General features: G+C 61.0%; 14 protein-coding genes. 4 read left to right on the plus strand and 10 right to left on the minus strand.

The genetic code is table 11. The features are described 5' to 3' along the window. Window positions 1-18: 18 nt before the first annotated feature. Window positions 19-2,661, minus strand: coding sequence for an alanine--tRNA ligase (alaS, locus tag FHS64_RS11865; protein ID WP_167178553.1), 2,643 nt, complete (start codon window positions 2,659-2,661; stop codon window positions 19-21). 150 nt (window positions 2,662-2,811) lie between these two features. Continuing rightward, window positions 2,812-3,294, minus strand: a complete 483-nt coding sequence (rraA, locus tag FHS64_RS11870) for a ribonuclease E activity regulator RraA (protein WP_167178555.1) — start codon at window positions 3,292-3,294, stop codon at window positions 2,812-2,814. 113 nt (window positions 3,295-3,407) lie between these two features. On the opposite strand from rraA, the gene FHS64_RS11875 reads away from it, so the two are divergent. Continuing rightward, window positions 3,408-3,683 (plus strand): hypothetical protein, encoded by a 276-nt coding sequence (locus FHS64_RS11875; RefSeq protein WP_167178557.1) that lies wholly within the window; start codon window positions 3,408-3,410, stop codon window positions 3,681-3,683. A 126-nt stretch (window positions 3,684-3,809) separates the two neighbouring features. Here the strand turns inward: FHS64_RS11875 and recA are convergent, their stop codons facing one another. Next, window positions 3,810-4,889: a recombinase RecA gene (gene recA, locus FHS64_RS11880; protein WP_167178559.1), complete on the minus strand. Its 1,080-nt coding sequence runs from the start codon at window positions 4,887-4,889 to the stop codon at window positions 3,810-3,812. A gap of 219 nt (window positions 4,890-5,108) precedes the next feature. Between recA and FHS64_RS11885 the strand changes: the two genes are divergently transcribed. Continuing rightward, entirely contained in the window at window positions 5,109-6,695 is a 1,587-nt protein-coding gene (locus FHS64_RS11885) for a bifunctional GNAT family N-acetyltransferase/carbon-nitrogen hydrolase family protein (protein WP_167178561.1), read from the plus strand. On the opposite strand, the gene FHS64_RS11890 is transcribed toward FHS64_RS11885, so the two are convergent. From FHS64_RS11890 to FHS64_RS11905, 4 genes are all read right to left on the minus strand, one after another. Continuing rightward, window positions 6,696-7,715 (minus strand): NAD-dependent epimerase, encoded by a 1,020-nt coding sequence (locus FHS64_RS11890; protein WP_167178563.1) that lies wholly within the window; start codon window positions 7,713-7,715, stop codon window positions 6,696-6,698. A 56-nt stretch (window positions 7,716-7,771) separates the two neighbouring features. Further along, entirely contained in the window at window positions 7,772-8,452 is a 681-nt protein-coding gene (locus FHS64_RS11895) for a methyltransferase domain-containing protein (RefSeq protein ID WP_167178565.1), read from the minus strand. A gap of 23 nt (window positions 8,453-8,475) precedes the next feature. Continuing rightward, complete coding sequence (locus FHS64_RS11900; RefSeq protein WP_167178567.1) at window positions 8,476-10,368, minus strand: M20/M25/M40 family metallo-hydrolase; 1,893 nt, start codon at window positions 10,366-10,368, stop codon at window positions 8,476-8,478. A gap of 116 nt (window positions 10,369-10,484) precedes the next feature. Further along, entirely contained in the window at window positions 10,485-12,734 is a 2,250-nt protein-coding gene (locus FHS64_RS11905; protein ID WP_167178569.1) for a TonB-dependent receptor, read from the minus strand. A 260-nt stretch (window positions 12,735-12,994) separates the two neighbouring features. On the opposite strand from FHS64_RS11905, the gene FHS64_RS11910 reads away from it, so the two are divergent. Continuing rightward, window positions 12,995-14,371, plus strand: a complete 1,377-nt coding sequence (locus tag FHS64_RS11910) for a metallophosphoesterase (protein WP_167178571.1) — start codon at window positions 12,995-12,997, stop codon at window positions 14,369-14,371. A 21-nt stretch (window positions 14,372-14,392) separates the two neighbouring features. Here the strand turns inward: FHS64_RS11910 and FHS64_RS11915 are convergent, their stop codons facing one another. The 3 genes from FHS64_RS11915 to chpT all read right to left on the minus strand — a co-directional run bounded on the left by FHS64_RS11915 (window position 14,393) and on the right by chpT (window position 16,367). Next, window positions 14,393-15,214, minus strand: coding sequence for a CheR family methyltransferase (locus tag FHS64_RS11915; RefSeq protein ID WP_167178573.1), 822 nt, complete (start codon window positions 15,212-15,214; stop codon window positions 14,393-14,395). After that, complete coding sequence (locus tag FHS64_RS11920) at window positions 15,211-15,597, minus strand: response regulator (protein ID WP_167178632.1); 387 nt, start codon at window positions 15,595-15,597, stop codon at window positions 15,211-15,213. Before FHS64_RS11920 ends, FHS64_RS11915 begins: the two co-directional genes overlap by 4 nt. 65 nt (window positions 15,598-15,662) lie before the next feature. After that, window positions 15,663-16,367: a histidine phosphotransferase ChpT gene (gene chpT / locus FHS64_RS11925; RefSeq protein ID WP_167178575.1), complete on the minus strand. Its 705-nt coding sequence runs from the start codon at window positions 16,365-16,367 to the stop codon at window positions 15,663-15,665. Between the two features lie 139 nt (window positions 16,368-16,506). On the opposite strand from chpT, the gene cysQ reads away from it, so the two are divergent. Further along, window positions 16,507-17,313 (plus strand): 3'(2'),5'-bisphosphate nucleotidase CysQ, encoded by an 807-nt coding sequence (cysQ, locus tag FHS64_RS11930; RefSeq protein WP_167178577.1) that lies wholly within the window; start codon window positions 16,507-16,509, stop codon window positions 17,311-17,313. Window positions 17,314-17,316: the final 3 nt, after the last annotated feature.

Below are 17,316 nucleotides of genomic sequence, written 5' to 3' on the forward strand. Positions count from 1 at the left end.
TTGAGGATGTAAGCCCTCTTAGATTTTGGCCTTGATGGCGGTGAGGCCTTCTTCGGCCTTGGAGGCGTCGGGTGCACCGCCTTGGGCGAAGTCCGGCTTGCCGCCAGCACCCTTGCCGCCCATGGCGATCACGGCGTCGCGGGCGAAGTCGGCAGAGTTATACTTGCCGACCAGATCAGGGGTGATGGTGACGGTGATAGCGGCCTTGCCATCGGTCACGCCGACCAGAGCCACGATGCCCGAGCCAAGCTGCTTCTTGAAGTCTTCGGCCACGCCGCGCAGACCCTTGCCGTCGACGCCGTCGAGGACGCGGGCAATGACCTTCACGCCGTTGATCTCTTCGGGGGCGCTGGATGCACCGCCGCCGCCGAGGGCCAGTTGCTTCTTGAGATCGGCAACCTGCTTTTCGAGCGACTTGCGTTCAGCCGTCAGGGCTTCGACGCGAGCCGGAACGTCTTGCGTCGGAATCTTGAAGGTCTGGGCCAGATTGCGGGTGATGTTGGCCTGATCCAGCAGGTACTGACGGGCAGCTTCGCCGGTCAGGGCCTCGATACGGCGCACGCCAGCGGCCACGCCACCTTCGGAGACGATCTTGAACAGGGCGATGTCGCCGGTGCGGGCCACGTGGGTGCCGCCGCACAGTTCAACCGAATAAGGCTTGCCCGCTTCGGTCAGCGAGTCACCGAGCGTCAGCACACGCACTTCGTCGCCATACTTCTCGCCGAACAGGGCGATAGCACCGGCTTCGATAGCGGCTTCAGGGTTCATCAGTTCGGTGCGTGCCGGAACGTTCTGGCGAATGACAGCATTCACCTCGTCCTCGATGCGGGCGATTTCCTCTTCGGTCACCGGCGCATTGTGGCTGAAGTCGAAGCGCATGCGCTCGTGGTCCACCATCTGGCCCTTCTGGGCGATGTGTGGGCCGAGCACGTTCTTGAGCGCGGTGTGCAACAGGTGGGCACCCGAGTGGTTGGCGCGTGTGGTCAGGCGCTGGTCGGCATTGACGTGCAGTTGAACCTTGGTGCCGTTCTTCAGTTCGCCGGTCAGGACTTCGATCTGGTGGGCGTACAGGTCACCGCCAGCGTGTTTCTGCACGTCGATGACGCGGCCGGTGCCGCCGGCCCATTCGGCCTTGCCCTGATCGCCGTTCTGGCCACCGCCCTCGCCATAGAAGGGCGTGGCGTCGAACAGAACCTCGGCGGTTTGACCCGCCGACAAGGTGTCGGTCTGTGCGCCGTCGGCGACGATGGCCACAACCGTGCCTTCACCGTCGGTATTGTCATAGCCGGTGAACTGGGTGGCACCCAGACGGTCGCGCAGAGCCAGCCATTCGCCCGCATTTGCGGTCTGGCCCGAGCCCTTCCAGTTGGCCTTGCCACGCTGGCGCTGCTCGGACATTTCGGCCTCGAAGCCGTCATTGTCGACCGACAGGCCGCGACGGCGCGCTTCGTCCTGCGTCAGGTCCAGCGGGAAGCCGTAGGTGTCATATAGCGTGAAGGCGGTCAGGCCCGAGATGACGCCGCCTTCGGACAGGTCCTTGGTGGCTTCGTCTAGCAGGCCCATGCCGCGACCCAGCGTGGTGCGGAAACGGATTTCTTCCTGCTTGAGGGTGTCCTCGATGAAGGCTTGAGCGCGGCCCAGCTCGGGATAGGCTTCGCCCATCTCGGCCACCAGAGTTGGAACCAGACGGTGCATCAGCGGGTCTTGCGCGCCCAGCAGGTGGGCGTGGCGCATGGCGCGGCGCATGATACGGCGCAGGACATAGCCACGGCCTTCGTTCGATGGCGTCACGCCATCGGCGATCAGGAAGGACGAGGAACGCAGGTGGTCGGCGATCACGCGGTGGCTGGCCTGGAAAGCGCCTTCGGCCTTGGTGCTGGTGGCATCTTCCGAAGCGGCGATCAGGTGGCGGAACAGGTCGACTTCATAGTTGGAGTGCACGCCCTGCAGCACAGCAGCGATACGCTCCAGACCCATGCCGGTATCGACCGACTTTTTCGGCAGTTCGCGAACGATCTCGTCGTTCTCTTTTTCGAACTGCATGAAGACGTTGTTCCAGATTTCGACGAAGCGGTCGCCGTCTTCTTCCGGGGATCCCGGAGGGCCGCCCCAGATGTGGTCGCCGTGATCGTAGAAGATTTCCGTGCACGGACCGCACGGGCCGTTCTCGCCCATGGCCCAGAAATTGTCGGCGGTCGGAATACGGATGATCTTGTCGTCCGAGAAGCCGGTCACCTTTTTCCAGATGTTAAAGGCTTCGTCGTCGGTGTGATAAACTGTGACCAGCAGCTTGTTGGCGTCCAGACCGAATTCCTTGGTCAGCAGACCCCATGCGCTTTCGATCGCGTGGTCCTTGAAATAGTCGCCAAACGAGAAGTTGCCGAGCATTTCAAAGAAGGTGTGGTGACGTGCGGTGTAACCCACATTGTCCAGATCGTTGTGCTTGCCGCCAGCGCGCACGCATTTTTGCGACGAGGTTGCGCGCGGATAGGGCGGGGTGGCCGCACCCGTGAAGTAATCCTTGAACGGCACCATGCCCGCATTGACGAACAGCAGGGTCGGGTCGTTTTGCGGCACCAGCGGCGCCGAGTGAACCTTCTCGTGGCCGTCTTTGCCGAAATAGTCGAGGAAGGTTGAACGTATCTGCTTCAGGCTGGTCATGGTGTGATCGGACTTCAGAGTAGCGGGTGGGCAAAGGGACCAGACGGGCACCTTCGCAAGACATGTCAGGGCGTCATATAGGGTTTTAGGGGGCAGTGCATCAATTGCGGCCCGCCATGACGGGGTTTTTCGCCAAGCGTGGCGTGGAAATCAAACCAGCTTGTGCGGTGCGACGATAACGCCGTCGCTATCGGCATACAGCCAGTCGTCGGGACGGAAGATGATCCCGCCAAAACTGGTCGGGATATCGATCTCTCCCAGAGCCTCGCGCTCGGCCCGCAGCGGGCAGGTGCCGATGGCCTTGATGCCGATATCCATAGTGTCGATGACGGCCGTGTCACGGATGGCGGCATTGACGACAATGCCGGCCCAGCCATTGTCGATGGCCAGCTTGGCGAGGTTGTCGCCGACCAGTGCCCGCTTCAGGGAGGTACCGCCATTGACGACCAGCACACAGCCGCGCCCAGGCCCTTCGAGGGTCGAGCGCACAAGGGCGTTGTCGTCCAGCACACTTAGGGTGCGGATCGGGCCACTGAAGGCCTTACGCTGACCAAAGCTGCGAAAGGCGGTCTGGCACACGCGCACGATATCGGTGTGGGCATCGCACAGGTCGGCAGTGGCAAAATTGGTCATTGCGTATTTTAACTACCTATCTACGGGAAAGTAAGTATTGGCTAATCGGTAAAACAAGATACCCCTTACTGAGTTCTCATTGTCGAGGCTATGAAACAGCAAGGAGTGCAAAAATGCGTAAGCTATTAGGTACTGCACTGATAGGCGTAGTTTTAGCGATGTCGACTTCACCAGCGGCGGCTTTTCGGAATGATGGTGGAAGTAGCAGCGTCGCCTATAATTATATTCTTTACGCTGATGCAGAGAAAACAGTTTGGATTGGTATGCTAAGCGATACGTGTGGGGCTAATGGGGGCGTGATAAACCCTTATCTTCCAACGCCTTATTTTGACCGCGAGCCGGCATTTCTTTGCACGAGCGGCGGACCGTACTTGCCACCAGAATGGTAAAAAAGAGGCCCACCCGAATAAACGGGTGGGCCTTCTCCATCCTGCCACCCGACGGGGTCGGTAGGCGGGTCGCCGGGGGAGGGCGGAGATTCTGTTCAGCCTGTGCGGCCTTAACCTTCGAGGTTTTTAGCCTTCGAGATCTTGGCCTTCGTCGGGTTCCGGTGCACCCAGCAACTCGTCGGCAATCTTGGCCGTTGAGGCACGCACGGCTTTTTCGATAGCTGCAGCCATGTCGGGATTGTTCTTGAGGAATTCCTTGGCGTTCTCGCGGCCCTGACCGATGCGGGTCGAGTCATACGAGAACCACGAACCGGACTTCTCGACGATATTGGCCTTGACGCCCAGATCGATGATCTCGCCGATCTTGGAGATGCCCTCGCCATACATGATGTCGAAGATCACCTCGCGGAATGGCGGGGCCACCTTGTTCTTGACCACCTTGACGCGGGTGGTGTTGCCGACCACTTCGTCACGGATCTTGATCGAGGCCGTGCGACGGATATCCAGACGCACCGAGGCGTAGAATTTCAGCGCATTGCCGCCCGTGGTGGTTTCCGGCGAGCCATACATCACGCCGATCTTGTGACGGATCTGGTTGATGAACAGCACGATGCAGTTGGACTTGGAGATCGAGGCCGTCAGCTTGCGCAGGGCTTGCGACATCAGACGCGCCTGCAGGCCGGGAAGGCTGTCGCCCATCTCGCCTTCGATTTCAGCGCGCGGCGTCAGGGCCGCAACCGAGTCGATGACCACGATGTCCACGGCACCCGAGCGCACGAGGGTGTCGACGATTTCCAGCGCCTGTTCGCCCGTATCGGGCTGCGACACCAGCAGGTCGTCGAGGTTGACGCCCAGCTTCTGGGCATAGACCGGATCAAGCGCGTGTTCGGCATCCACGAAGGCGGCGACGCCACCCGATTTCTGGACTTCGGCCACGGTGTGCAGGGCCAGCGTCGTCTTACCCGAGGATTCAGGACCGAACACTTCGATAACGCGACCGCGCGGCAAGCCGCCAATGCCCAGAGCCATGTCGAGGCCGAGCGAGCCGGTCGAGACGCTGGCGATTTCTGCCACCACGCCGCCCTTGCCCAGTTTCATCACCGAACCCTTGCCGAAAGCGCGATCAATCTGTGCGATCGCGGCCTCAAGAGCGCGTTGTTTATCGGAGTCTGCCTTAGCCACTAGTTTCAATGCCGCCTGTGTCATTGGTTTGATCTCTCCCTTGCCATGATTCATGGCTGGATTCCCGTAGGACCATGGGAGAGACCCGCCAGGACCCGCTCCCTTGATGTGGATAACAGTACATGGTTTGTTCTTGTTCACAAGATGTTCTCATCGAAAAATGAGAACAAAATAACAACGAACGACCGATATTGACGTATGCCCTTCGTGCCACCTTTGCCGCACACAGGCGTTGTGACGGGTATGAGCGACGAACACACACTGCCCGAAACCGTCCATTCCCCTGAAATCCCTGCCAAACCGGCAGTTCTGTCGATCCGCAATGCGCGGATGGCGGACGTTACCGGCATCAATGCCTTGGTGGCGCGGGTCTATAAGGACGACATTCCCTATACGCCGGGCATGTTGCGGGGACAGATCGCCACCTATCCCGATGGCCAGTTTGTCGTCGAGTATGATGGCGAGATTGTTGGCTATGCGGCCAGTTTCCGCATCGACGAGGCGGCGGCCATGTCGGCCCATAGCTGGGAGCAGATCACCGGCGGCGGCTATGCTTCACGGCATGATCCGCATGGCGCGTGGCTGTATGGCATGGAGGTCTGTGTGGACCCGACACGCCGACGTCTGCGGATTGGCCAGCGCCTCTATGATGCGCGCCGCGATCTGGTCGAGGCCCAGAACCTGAAGGGCATTGTCTTTGGCGGGCGTATGCCGGGCATTTATCGTCGCCGTGCCGAGCTGCGCGATCCCGAAACCTATTTGCAGGCGGTGCTGGATCGTAAGTTCAACGATCCGGTGATTGCGTTTCACATGCGCTCGGGCTTCGAGCCGGTGGGGGTGCTGAAGCGCTATCTGCCGACCGACAAACAGTCGCTGGGCCATGCGTCCCACATGGTGTGGCGCAATCCCTATTATCTGGAAGATACCGGCAAGGGGGCGGCCTTTGCCACCAAGGAGACGGTGCGCGTGGCCACCGTCCAGTTGCAGATGCGCAAGGTCGATAGCTTTGACGAGTTCATCGCCAATGTCGAATATTTCACCGATGTGGTGTCGGACTATCGCGCCGACTTCGTGGTCTTCCCCGAGCTGTTCACGCTTCAGCTTTTGTCGCTGGAACATCGAAAGCTGACACCGGCGGAATCCATCGAGGCCCTGACCCGCTATACGCCGCGTTTTGTCGAGGCGATGCGCAAGCTGGCGGTCAGCTATAATGTCAACATTATCGGCGGCTCGCACCCGACCCGCACCGAGGATGGCGACATCCAGAACGTCGCCTATGTGTTCTTGCGCGATGGCTCGGTCCACGAGCAGGAGAAGATCCACCCGACACCCAATGAGCGCCACTGGTGGAACATCAAGGGCGGCGAGCGCGTCCATGCCATCCCTACCGACTGTGGCCCGATCGGGGTGATGATCTGTTATGATTCAGAGTTCCCAGAAGTCGCCCGTCGCATGGTGGATGAAGGCGCGCGCATCCTGTTTGTGCCGTTCTGCACCGATAACCGTCAGGGCTATCTGCGGGTGCGCTATTGCGGTCAGGCGCGGGCCATCGAGAACCAGTGCTATGTCGTGCTGGCGGGCAATGTCGGTAACCTGCCCAATGTCGAGAATATGGACATCCAGTATGCCCAGTCCTGTATTCTGACGCCGTGCGATTTCCCGTTTGCACGCGACGGTGTGGCCGCCGAGGCGACCGAGAACGTGGAGACGGTGACGGTGGCCGATCTTGATCTGTCCGACCTGTCATGGGCGCGGGCGCAGGGGACGGTTACCAACCTCAGAGACCGTCGCTTTGATCTGTACAAGACGGCGTGGACCGACGGGGGCTGATCAGTTCTCGCGGTAGAAGTTGCAGTACCAGTCCACAAAGTGGCCAACCCCCTCTTCGACCGGCGTCGAGGGGGCATAGCCGATGGCGTCGAGGGTATCGGACACATCGGCTTCGGTATTGACGACATCGCCGTCCTGCATCGGCATGAGGTTAAGCGTTGCCTTGCGGCCCAGCTTGCTCTCCAGCACCTCGATATAGCGCATCAGCGGCACCGGCTGTCCGGCCCCGAGATTGAGCATCCGCCACGGGGCCACGCCGCTGGTGGCCGGATCGGGGTGTTGTGCATCCCAGTCGGGATTGATGCGGGCCGGTTGATCCAGCGCGGCGATGATGCCGGTGACGATATCGTCCACATAGGTGAAATCGCGGCTCATCCGGCCTTCGCCATACACGTCGATCGGTTCGTTCTTGAGGATGGCGCGGGTGAATTTGAACAGCGCCATGTCCGGCCTGCCCCACGGTCCATAGACGGTAAAGAACCGCAGGCCTGTCGTCGGGATGTTGAACAGATGGGCATAGGAATGGGCCATGGCCTCATTGGCCAGCTTGGTGGCTGCATAGAGGGTCAGCGGGTGGTTGGCCCCGTCATGCACCGCGAATGGCAGCTTGCCATTGGCCCCATAGGCGGAACTGGTCGAGGCATAGACCAGATGCTGACAGCCCGTCGCCCGTGCGCCCTCCAGTATCGACAGGAAGCCGACCACATTGGAATCCACATAGGTTTCCGGCGCTTCAAGGCTGTAACGGACACCGGCCTGTGCGCCGAGATGGACGATACGCGCGGGTTTTTCAGTGGCGAACAGGGCGGCCACACCCTCACGGTCGGCAAGGTCCAGCGTGTGATGGCGATAGTTCGGATGGGCCAGTAGCTGGTCCAGGCGCGCCTGTTTCAGGGCCGGATCATAATAGGCGTTCAGATTGTCCAGGCCGATGACCGTCTCGCCCCGCGCCAGCAGGCGCTGCGCGGTGTGAAAGCCGATAAAACCGGCGGAACCTGTGACAAGAACGGCATTGGACATGCGCCAGCGATAAACCTGTCAGCCATGCTTCGCCAGAGTCCTTATGCCCAGAGCCCTTATGCGCGAATGGCGATCATGGATTTGGTCAGGGGACCGACCTTTTCGTCATGGTGCTTTGCATCGGCATAAAGGAAGCGGAACTGGTTCTTATCCAGCAGGCGTGCGTGCTGCACATCGCGCATAGCGGCCCCGACATCGGGAGACTTTTGCGAAAAGCCGTGCGCGCGTTTCATCAGGGCGCGGGCGCGGCTTTGCTCGCTCTTCCAGTGGAAGAACAGGCTGGAGAAATGCGGTTCGACCGGAAACCAGAAATAGGGCGTCTGGACATAGTATTTCGGCGCCAGACGACGGCATTCCTGCGCGAACGCCTCCATGCGCACCCAGTCGCCGACATGTTCGATGACCGAGTTGGAATGGACGAGGTCGAAACTGTTGTCGCCATATTGCGGCAGGTGGGTGGCGTCGCCATCGACCACAGTGAACAGGGCGTCGTCCCACACATCATCGACCCCGCCCGGATTGACGAGGGTGATGTGGACGTTCGATCGCTTGAGGAAGTCGGCATCGAACAGGTGCCAGTAGCTGGCCTCGCCGCCCAGATCGATGATGCGAACCGCGCCTTTCTCGGCGTGGATGGCTGTGATCAGATCGACAATCCGCTTGCTGCGGGCGCGACGAAAACGCGACACCAGCGAGTTGGGATCGTTATTGTCTTGTAGGGCGTGGATCAGCTTCATGGCGCTTCATTGGCATAACCTTACTACTGTAAGCTTAAGCGCGTGGCCTTTTCGGCGAGAGCCGAAGTCTGTGCCGGTTCGGCCAGACGTGACCCTGCGCCCAGAGCCACCGAGGCCAACAAAAACACCACGGCCAGTATGGTCAGCCAATAGTCGTCGCGTGCGGGCACCAAGGGGCGCACGAACAACAGGACCAGAAACCCGATCAGACCCAGCGCACCGGGCAGGCTGATTCCGATGCCCAAAAACACCAGATGCCCGTAACCCATCAACCAAGCCCCTGCGATGACGGTGGCGATTGCGGGCGCAATCAGACCGCGCATTTCGCTGAGCGCAGGGAAGAGTGCGGCAGTAAGGCTCATGACCGCGACCGCCAGAAGGACGGGCCAGATCAGGATGAGAGCGGCCTGAGGGGCCACAACTTGCAAGACAACGCCAAGGACGAAGGCCAGCATAACCCCGCCGATCCATCCGCCCCACAGGGTCCGCGAGGCGGCACCGGGCCACAGGGACAGGACAGCCGCCACCGCACCCGCGCCGATCATCAGCGGGCTGGCGTCACCCACCAGATTGACCAGCAGGGTCAGGCCCGCCAGTCCGTAGCCGAGGATGCGTCGATATTCGGCCCGCGCCCCTGACATCAGGATAAAGGCCAGAGCCAGCACGGCCAGCGCCGCAGACGCCTCCATCCACGGCAGACGACGCAGCAGGATATAATATTGGCCACTGCCCGATAATGGCGCGGCCAAAAGACGTAGGGCCTGACACAGGATCAGGCTGGCACTGATGAACCAGACCCCGTCCAGCACGCCTTGGAACAGTTGTTTTGGCCCCAGTCGCGTCACCACGCGGGCCCGCCACACGCTAAAGGCCAGACCGGCCAGCGACAGGGCCAAAAGCACCCAGCCCGCCCACAAGGGCGTGCTGATGAACACATGCCCGAACACATCGGCATAGGCACGGTTGTCGCCCTTGGCGGGCAGGGCCTCGGACGTCATCAGGCGACTGGTCATCTCCAGCGTCTGCGAGCCGATATGCTGAAGCGAGCCCTGATCCAGATTGTCGGGTGTCGATTCCGCCGTGTGGTATTGGCGGGCGCGACCGATAAAGGCGATGTTGATGCCCTGTGCGCCCTGATTGCGCGGGATGGTGAAGTCTGTCCCGTTGGGCATGCGCTCATACATGAAACTGGCCAGCGAGGTGCTGGCAACGCCGCCATCGGCAGACCATGCCAGAGGGGCAAAGGCCTTGATGGTCGGGCCGTCACCGCGCCCCGTTTCGAACATCGAGGCGCGACCGCCCCCGCCGCGCGCTTCCAGATTGATGATGAAGCCGATTGTGGGTGCAAGCGCATGCTCCTCGAAGAAGATGCGCGCGCCTTCCAAACCGATTTCCTCGGCATCGGTGAACAGGACGATCAGATCGCGTTGCGTGTCCTTGCGGGCTTTGAGCGCGCGGGCGGCTTCCAGAATGGCGGCCACACCGGCACTGTCATCGGCGGCACCGGGGGAATGCACGCTGGTATCATAGTGCGCCATCAGCAGGATGGGGGGCAGACCGCTCTGGGTGCCTTTGCGGATACCGATCAGGTTGGTGGCCTGAAAACCGGCAACCTCTGGCGTACCGCCTTCTTTTTGCAGGCGCTGAACCGCCTTGACGGTCAGCGAGCCGGTCTGTTCGGAAGCGGTAAAGCCCAGCTCGGTCAGGCGGCTGGAAAGGTGCTGCCGCACGCGCTGGTGCTCGGCGGATCCTAACGGATGCGGGGCCTTGGCGATCTCGCGCACATCGACCATGGCGCGGTGGGCGGAAAACTGGTCGGCAGGGGCATCCGCCGGACGCGGGCGCGGTGTCTGTAGGCTGAGCACCGCAAGGGCGAACATCAGAGCCAGTGTGCTGAGCAATACCGATAGGCGCATCCATCCCTCCCTGGATCGAGCGCGTATTGGCTATCAATGTTCTTCATATAGCAAGAGGGCGGCTCCGGCCTGTGCCGGAACCGCCCTCGAAAGCCTTGGTCAGCGTTTCGGAAAGATTAGAAACGCTTGGAGATTTCGATGCCGTACATGCGCGGATCGTTGACGAAGACGGTCAGGTTGTTGAAGTCGATCGCACCGAGGATGTTGTCCTCGTCGGTGATGTTGCGGACATAACCGGCCACTTCCACATCGCGGCCCAGATGACGCCAGCCTGCACGCAGGCCGCCTTCGAACTGGGTGCCCAGCATGAATTCCTTGGATTCATACAGGAAGATGTTGGTGTTCTTCTGCATGACCCAGTCGGTCGCCGCGAACAGCTCTTGATCGTTGCCGATGGACTTGACGTAGGACAACACGAAGTTGGCCGAATATTCCGGAGCCATCGGGAACGGGTTGCCGTTGATTTCGGCAAAGGACTTGCCGCCGATGACCTGCATCGGATCGGTAATGGTGCACAGGTGGTCGCCGCAGATCGGAACCAGCAGGCTGCTATCCTTGATCTCGGTAGCGTTCCAGGCAAAGCCACCGGCGAAGGTGAAGCCAGCACCCAGATAGACGTCACCGTCGATCTCGATGCCCTTGCCTTCGCCCTTGGCGGCGTTCAGCAGGCGGTTGGTGTTGTCGTTGCCACCGATGGCAGTGAACTGCTGGTCTTCTACTTCATAGAAGTAGGCGGTGCCGTTCAGGCGAGCACGGCCATCCCACAGGCGGGCCTTGAAGCCAGCTTCGTAGGACATGACGGTTTCGCTGTTGGCGGTAGTCAGAACCGGCAGGCTGCGGCCCTGAATCGACGGGCCGCGATAGCCGTTGGCGATACGGGCGAACAGGTTCCACTGGTCATTGACTTCGTAGAGTGCGCTGACGTCCCACGAAACTTGTTCGTCGGCGACCGAGACAGTGCTGGTCGGCAGCAGGACATTGGCGGGCTTGTCCGCATCAATGGTGATGTTGCCTTGATAGTTGCGGTTGTCCTCGGTGTAGCGCAGACCGCCTGTTACCTTCAGGGCATCGGTGACCTGATAGTTGGCCTGACCGAACACCGACCACGAATCCGACTTCTGGATGATGTCGGTTTGTTTTTTAGGGTCGAGTTGGCCTTCGCCCCAATAGGTGTTGGACACCAGATTGAAACGGTCCTGGAAGTAGAAGGCACCAACCTGCCAGTTCAGGCGGTTGTCACCGTTCGAGGCCAGACGCAGCTCGTAGGTGTTCTGGATCAGGTCCGAGTTGTCGGTGCCACTTTCGACGCGGAACGGGGTGGCATAGCCAGCACCGACCGGAGCGGTGAAGGAGACGCCGCCGTCGATATCGCCATTGCCCAGCGACGAGCCTTGATAGGCACCGACAACACCCGTCAGGGTCATGTTGCCGAAGTCATAGGCCACTTGCAGCGACTGCGAGGTGGTGTCCTGCTTCTGGAAATTGTTACGGCCGCCATCATAATAGACGGTGTCGCGGTCGTAGTTTTCGTTCAGCTTGTTCGAGCCCTTGGTCAGGGCATTGGCGCGGTTCAGCGTGCCGGTACCGGCATAGTCGCGAGCCTGCAGGGTGGCCAGAACCGACAGACGCTCGGTCGGGGTCCACGACAGGTGGCCACGGATGGCGCGGTCTTCGAAATTGCCCAGTTCCTTGCCGTTCGGGTTGGCGAACTCGGCGTCATAGGCGTTGTTGACCCAGTCATCGCGGTGGTTCCACAGACCGGCGACGCGCAGCGACAGGGTGTCGTTCAGCGGCAGGGTCACGCCGCTCTCGGCGCGGACCGAACCGTAATTGCCCATCGACAGGGTGCCAAAGCCTTCGAACATGTCGCCCGGCTTGGTGGTATCAACCTTGACCACACCGGCAGGGGTGTTGCGGCCGAACAGGGTGCCTTGCGGGCCACGCAGAACTTCCATCTGCTTGACGTCGAACAGCGGGAAACCCTTCAGGTACACGCTTTCCAGAACCACTTCGTCCATCACGACCGAAACCGGCTGCGAGGCGGTGAAGTCGAAATCGACGTTGCCGAAGCCACGGATATAGAAGCGCGGCGCATAGCGGCCGTTCGAGCTTTCGACGTTCAGGCTGGGCACGCGACCGGCCAGAGCCAGAATGTCGGCACCGCCGGCATTCACAGCCGCCAGCGTCTCGGTGTTCATGGCGGTGACGGCGAACGGCACGTCACGGATGCTTTCGCTGCGGCGCTGGGCGGTGACGACGATATCGCCGACCGAGGCGGTGTCTTCAGCAGTTTGAGCAAAGGCCGGAGCGGCAACCAGCAGGGCGAGGGTGCTGGCCGAAACGGCGAGGGCGGCAATACGCTTCATTTCTATATCCCCTAGGAATGATGGGCGGGGGTCTAGAGGGTGGACGCGGCTCAAGCCAAGCTCGAAAGACCGTCGAGCGGTGAACCTTTTATGACATGGCCACAGTCGCGCAAAACCTGAGCCCTACAGGTGGATATCGCCGTTGATGCGCCCGATTGCCGCAGTTCCAACACATTATGTGCCTTTTTACATCAGCCCTTTGCGAAGCCTGCGTCCTGCACATGTTAAGGGCAGATGGTTGTCATCAGGGTCGACTTAACATGTCACAGTCTTTTCTTTCGCGCCGCCACCTTCTCCAGTGGGCCGCTTGCCTGCCTTTGGCGGGCGCTGTGGCAGGGTGCGCGCATAGTCCGGTTGCACAGTCGGGTCCCAAGCTGCGGGTGCTGGCGATTTCGGACCTGCATTCGTCCTATGGCCGCATCGCCCAGCTTCTGGCCGCGTTCCGCGCCGAGGTGACGTCCAGCCATGCCCCGCACCTGATCGTGGTCAATGGCGACAGTTTCGAAAAGGGCAATGTGGTTTCGGTGCGCTCAGAGGGGGCTATCGACTGGGCCTTTATGGCCGAACTGCCCAAGATCGCGCCGACCGTTTTCAACCTTGGCAATCACGACAACGATCTGGTGCATGACCTGCATCCGGTGGTGGCGCGTATGCGTGCTCTGGGTCTGACGGTGGTCAGCAACCTGATCGACAAGCGCACGGGCCAACCCTATGCGCCTTCGACGGCGCAGATGGTGCTGGGCGGGCAATCACTCACGATCGTCGGCCTTGGCACGCCGTCGCTGAACTCCTATCCGGCCGAAAGCCGTGACTGGCTGACCATTCCCGATCCGGTGGCGTGGGCCGGTGCCAACTTCCCGTCCATGCTGGCGGGCGATGGCCTGAAGCTGGTGCTCAGCCATGTGGGCGTGGTGGACGAGCGCCAATATCTTCCGCTGTTGCCGCAAGGCGCGCTGATGATCGGCGGACACAACCATTTGCTGTTCACCCATCAGGAAGGCGCGACCGGCTATGTCCATTGCGGGCGCTGGGGCGAAACCTATGCCGTGGGCGAATACGGGGCCGACGGTGTGGTGACGACGGCCATCCGCGAGGTCTCCGGCACGGCGCAGGGCGATCCTGTGATGGCGAACCTGATTGCAACCACTCTGGCGGCCCATCTGACGCCGGTGGAGCGCGTGGTGCTGGGCCATAATCCCAAGGCCCAGTCTCTGGGCGAAACGGGTCGTGCGGTCAGTGCCGGTTTTGCCGATGCAGTGGATGCCGACTGGGGCTTTATTGGCCACACCACGCTGGGCACCGGCCTGAAAGGCGGGGCGGTGGACCAGTTCCACTTTGACGAGGTGGTACGCTTTGACGGAAAGCTTCAGGTTGCCGAGATCGAGGCCTCGCGCATGGTGGATATCCTGAAGATCTGCAATCAGGACCGCCCCATGCCGATCAGCGAAATGACCGGTGACTTTGTTTATGCCGCCGAGCGCACGGGCGGGGTTCGGGCTGGATCACGCCTTAAACTGGTGACCACGGACTGGTGCGCGCGTAACCAGTCCAAATATTTCGGCACCACAGATCTGGTCTTTGTCGATGTGCCGACGGACGGGGTAAAGGCCGTCGCCCGTAAAGCCCTGCTCGGATAGGTTCGAGGGACGTTTCGGGTTTCAGGCCGCGCGCTGGTGACGGCCTGATCCCTTGACGAACAGACCTGCGCGGCCGGCCACCTGACGGAAACTCTTGCTGTCGATCTTGTCATCGACCCCGAGGATCAGACAGCCATTATCGACCAGCGGGCCGTGTAGATGTTCCAGAACCTTGTTGCGGGCATCGGGCAACATGTCGCCCAGAACATAGCGGCAGAAGACCAGATCGAACGGACCGTTGTTGGCCAGATCATGGGGCAGCGGATCGATCAGATTGGCGCGTTCGAACTGTACGATCTGGCGCAGGGCGGGGCGGGCCTGCCACTGGTCCTCGACCGGATCGAAATAGCGCAGCATGGCGCGGGCCGACAGGCCGCGCTGGATTTCAAAACCGGAATAGATGGCGCGTCCGGCCTTTTCCAGACTGCGGCGCGACAGGTCGGTGCTGAGGATATCGACGCTCACACCCTGTTCGAGGGCCGCCATGGCAAGGCTGAAGGCTTCTTGTCCCGAGCCGCCACCGGCCACCCAGATACGGACAGGACGTCCGCTGCGGGCCTGTGCCAGTGCAGGTAGCAGTTCGCTCGCATACAGGTCAAACACATGGCGGTCGCGCCGGAACCAAGTTTCTGTGTTCAGCAGGGTTTCGATCACGCTCCAGCCCAGTGAACCGATGGGGCGCGCCCAAAGCGTGTTCAGCAGGGCTTCGACATTGTGAAAGCCTTCGCGGCGGGCAATGGGGCCGAGGCGGTGTTCGGCCAGTTGCATACGGTCGGGCGACAGGGCGAAACCGGCGCGGCTGGCCATCAGGGCTTGCAGGCGATCAAAGTCCTCGGGTGTCATGCGACCCGCGCCTTCAATGCTCCGACCTCGTCGATCTTGGATTCCAGAATATCGCCGTCAAACGGTTTCATCACATAGTCGTCGGCACCGGCGGCCAGTGCCTCGGCAATGCGGCGCGGATCGCTTTCCATGCTGCAGAACAGCACCTTGGGCATGCGATCGGCGCTGATCTCTTTGAGGCGGGCCAGAAAATCCATGCCATCCATGGTCGGCATACGCCAGTCCAGCAGCACAAGATCCGGCATGGCCTGCAAGCATTGCTCCAGACCTTCAATGCCGTCACAGGCTTCGGACACGTCAAAGCCTAGTCCCTCGACGATGCGACGGGCGACTTTGCGGATAATCCGGCTGTCATCGACAATGAGGCAAAGAGGCTTGGGCAGAGAACTTCACTCCATCAACTTCCGCGCGTGAAAGCTTCACAATGGACGTATTGGCTCTGCTTATGTCAAATTTCAACGAGATTTGGTAGGCGCGCTAACAATGATATACATTGTTCTTCGACAATAGTGTCGAGTCTTCCACCGATTTCCGAGATTGTCAGCCACAGCCAGTAGGGCTGGATCCATTGCCCGTTCAGGCCCTCGGACAGGGATTGGCCCCGCAGACCCATCAGGGCTTCGGGCTTGAGGCGGACACGGTTACCTTCGGCCTGTCCCACGAGGGTCAGGCCATTGTCTTCCTGACGCGCGGTAATGATGGCTGTGCCACCCAGTGCCAGAGCGCCGTGGGTCAGATAGGCCAGATTCAGCAAGGCTCGCGCATGGGGCTTGGCCAGAGACATTTCCGGAATGCGCCAGTCGATCTGGGCGCGACTGCCATCGGTCAGTCCGGACAGCAGGTTGTGTATCTCGGTGCTGGAAAAGCGTTCGGCGCTGGAGGAGCTGCCGAAGGCTACGCGCGAAAAGCTGACCAGCGAGATCATTTTACGGGCGCTTTGGCGGATCAAGTCCATGGCGTCGTCGCGCATATCCTGTGCCGTCGGGTCATCCAGCAGATCAAGTCCCGACATCACTGCGCCCGAGGGGCTGATGAAGTCATGGCACAGCTTGGCCGCGACCATAGAGGCCAGTTCGGCACCCTGCGGCAGGGTTGGTTGCTCGTCGGCAACATCGAAAGAGGCGCGAGGTGCGGTATCGGTCAGAAATGACATGCGTATCCCGATCCTGAAAACGAGGATCCAAAAACGTAGTTAATGAAGGTTAATCAATCCCTGACCTGATTTGCCGGTTCGTTAAACCGCTGGATTGGAGTATCTGCACAAAACCATGTCCAGCACGCCGAAATCCCCCATGTCCCCTGCCTCGCCGGAAACGCTTGAACGCCTCGAAGCCGATCTTGTCTCGGGCCGTCTGGCCGAGATCATTGCCGATATTGCCGAAGAGGCCGCCGAGGTCATTCGCGGTTTCTGGCACCGGGGCGTGGTGGCCGAGCGCAAGGCGGATGACAGCCCTGTCACCGAGGCCGACCGTGCCGCCGAGCGCGTGATCCTGCAACGTCTGGCCTCCGAATGGCCGGGGGTACAGACCGTGGCCGAGGAACAGTCCAGCGATAGCGGCCTGCCTGCCGGATGTGACGGCTGGTTCTGGCTGATCGATCCGTTGGACGGCACGCGCGGCTTTGTGCAGGGCCGCGAGGCGTTCAGCGTCAATATCGCCCTTGTGCGCGACCATTATGTGGTGGCGGGAGCGGTGGTGGCACCGGCGACGCACACCTCGTGGCGCAGCGGTCCGCTGGGGGGCGGCGCTTTCCGTCGTCAGAATGATGAGAACTGGCACCCCATCCATGTGCGCGAGCGCCCGAACGATCCGGTGGCTCTGGTCAGCCACAGCCTGAGCGACGAGGAGGCCGAGCGCCTGATCCGCCGCCATGGCTGTACGCAATGGCAGGCGCTGGATTCATCGCTCAAGCTGTGCCTGATTGCCGAGGGGCGTTTTGATGCCTATCCGCGCACCGGCCCGACTTCGGAGTGGGATATCGCCGCCGGTCACGCTGTGCTGCAAGCCGCAGGTGGCCGCATCATTACGCCGGACGGCCAGGGCTTGATGTATGGCAAGCCGGATTTCGCCAACGGGGCTTTTGTGGCGCTGGGTGGCTAAACG

Source organism: Brevundimonas terrae (assembly GCF_011761985.1).
Classification (GTDB): domain Bacteria; phylum Pseudomonadota; class Alphaproteobacteria; order Caulobacterales; family Caulobacteraceae; genus Brevundimonas; species Brevundimonas terrae.

What these genes read in the sequence shown, in the direction of transcription:
- alaS (WP_167178553.1), bottom strand. Translation starts at nt 2,661, where the DNA reads ATGACCAGCCTGAAGCAGATACGTTCAACCTTCCTCGACTATTTCGGC.
- rraA (WP_167178555.1), bottom strand. Translation starts at nt 3,294, where the DNA reads ATGACCAATTTTGCCACTGCCGACCTGTGCGATGCCCACACCGATATC.
- FHS64_RS11875 (WP_167178557.1), top strand. Translation starts at nt 3,408, where the DNA reads ATGCGTAAGCTATTAGGTACTGCACTGATAGGCGTAGTTTTAGCGATG.
- recA (WP_167178559.1), bottom strand. Translation starts at nt 4,889, where the DNA reads ATGACACAGGCGGCATTGAAACTAGTGGCTAAGGCAGACTCCGATAAA.
- FHS64_RS11885 (WP_167178561.1), top strand. Translation starts at nt 5,109, where the DNA reads ATGAGCGACGAACACACACTGCCCGAAACCGTCCATTCCCCTGAAATC.
- FHS64_RS11890 (WP_167178563.1), bottom strand. Translation starts at nt 7,715, where the DNA reads ATGTCCAATGCCGTTCTTGTCACAGGTTCCGCCGGTTTTATCGGCTTT.
- FHS64_RS11895 (WP_167178565.1), bottom strand. Translation starts at nt 8,452, where the DNA reads ATGAAGCTGATCCACGCCCTACAAGACAATAACGATCCCAACTCGCTG.
- FHS64_RS11900 (WP_167178567.1), bottom strand. Translation starts at nt 10,368, where the DNA reads ATGCGCCTATCGGTATTGCTCAGCACACTGGCTCTGATGTTCGCCCTT.
- FHS64_RS11905 (WP_167178569.1), bottom strand. Translation starts at nt 12,734, where the DNA reads ATGAAGCGTATTGCCGCCCTCGCCGTTTCGGCCAGCACCCTCGCCCTG.
- FHS64_RS11910 (WP_167178571.1), top strand. Translation starts at nt 12,995, where the DNA reads ATGTCACAGTCTTTTCTTTCGCGCCGCCACCTTCTCCAGTGGGCCGCT.
- FHS64_RS11915 (WP_167178573.1), bottom strand. Translation starts at nt 15,214, where the DNA reads ATGACACCCGAGGACTTTGATCGCCTGCAAGCCCTGATGGCCAGCCGC.
- chpT (WP_167178575.1), bottom strand. Translation starts at nt 16,367, where the DNA reads ATGTCATTTCTGACCGATACCGCACCTCGCGCCTCTTTCGATGTTGCC.
- cysQ (WP_167178577.1), top strand. Translation starts at nt 16,507, where the DNA reads ATGTCCCCTGCCTCGCCGGAAACGCTTGAACGCCTCGAAGCCGATCTT.